The organism is Sphingomonas xinjiangensis (genome assembly GCF_014199255.1).
GTDB lineage: Bacteria > Pseudomonadota > Alphaproteobacteria > Sphingomonadales > Sphingomonadaceae > Sphingomonas > Sphingomonas xinjiangensis.
Map to the genome: position 1 here is coordinate 1 of NZ_JACIJF010000064.1, position 1,218 is coordinate 1,218.

2 protein-coding genes are annotated in these 1,218 nt (G+C 62.7%); both read right to left on the reverse strand.

The window, feature by feature from the left end:
- Positions 1-67: 67 nt before the first annotated feature.
- Positions 68-922 carry a DMT family transporter gene (locus tag FHT02_RS21285; protein ID WP_184092262.1) on the reverse strand — a complete coding sequence of 285 codons (855 nt, stop codon included), beginning with the start codon at positions 920-922 and terminating at the stop codon, positions 68-70.
- A gap of 62 nt (positions 923-984) precedes the next feature.
- Positions 985-1,149 carry a hypothetical protein gene (locus FHT02_RS21290; protein ID WP_184092263.1) on the reverse strand — a complete coding sequence of 55 codons (165 nt, stop codon included), beginning with the start codon at positions 1,147-1,149 and terminating at the stop codon, positions 985-987.
- Between the last annotated feature and the right edge of the window lie 69 nt (positions 1,150-1,218).

The following is a 1,218-nucleotide window of genomic DNA, read 5'->3' on the forward strand; positions in this document are numbered from 1 at the left end:
CCCAGTTTTGGTCATTGGCGGCCCGCAAACGAGCCGCCAATAGCCGTCGTTCGGTGCGGCCCAGCTCCTATCCGGCCTTGTAGCGGAAGACGATCAATAGGCCGGCGACCACCATGCCGAGACCAATAAGCATGAGCGCTGACATCGGATTACCCAGGATCGCCCAGTCCATTGCGGCTGTGACGCCGGGAACGAGGTAAAAGAGGCTGGTGACGTTCACCAGATTCCCGCGCGCAATGAGCTTGTAGAAGAGGAACGTGGTGCCGACTGAGATCACGATGGCGAGCCATAGGACCGGCACCACGAACCCTGCGTCCCACGAGCCGTAAAATGCACCGAAAGGTGATACCGCACCGGCGAACGCAAGGCCGACTGCGTATTGTGTCGGCAGCACCACCCACGGTGCCTGCTTCTCACGCTTCTGAAGGATCGAGCCTGCGGTGATGCCGAGCAGCGAGAGCGCGGCGAACGCCAGCCCAAGCAGGTCGAACTGCATCGACATGAGCCCATCCGAAACGACCAGCGAAAGACCGACGAGGGCAAATACGAGACCGAGGAGGCGCGGCACCGTCACACGCTTTTCAGTCAGAAAGATCGTGAGGATCGGCTGCACGCCGAGCAGGGTCGCCAGCGCTCCCGGTGTGATCCCGTTATCAAGAGCCAGGAGGTAGCAAGCAGAGTAGAGGCCGGCGATGAGGAAGCCGATCAGGGCATTGCGGAGCCGGGTGCCGCGCTCCGGCACCAGCGTACCATTCCAAGCCGCGACGCCAATCAAGATCGCGAGTGCGATCCCGTAGCGGAGGACAAGAAGGGCAAATGGAGAGCCGTGCCGCAGGCCGATCTCGGACACGATCGCGCCGCTGCTCCACAACAGGACGAACGCCGTGGTCGGCAGGAGCGCCGACGCATAACGATTGAACATTGGATTTCACCTGATGAAACGTCGTGAGGCCCGCACTTTGAGCGCGGGCAGTGCACCGGCATTCAGCCGGCGTGGATCGACGTCGGTGGCTGCGGTGCGCCGACGCGGCCGATCCGCTCAGTCCCTTCAGGCGGTGGAGGTGCGGACGCACGCGCGAACAGGTCTGCTGCACCGATCTGGTTATGGCGGCCGTTCGCGAACATGTGGCGACGATAAGCCCGCCCCATCACGCACACAAGCCGTCAGGGCAGTCTATAGCAATCTCAGCCCAGAAGTTGCCGGGCCGCTTCCCACCA

What these genes read in the sequence shown, in the direction of transcription:
- FHT02_RS21285 (WP_184092262.1), bottom strand. Translation starts at nt 922, where the DNA reads ATGTTCAATCGTTATGCGTCGGCGCTCCTGCCGACCACGGCGTTCGTC.
- FHT02_RS21290 (WP_184092263.1), bottom strand. Translation starts at nt 1,149, where the DNA reads ATGGGGCGGGCTTATCGTCGCCACATGTTCGCGAACGGCCGCCATAAC.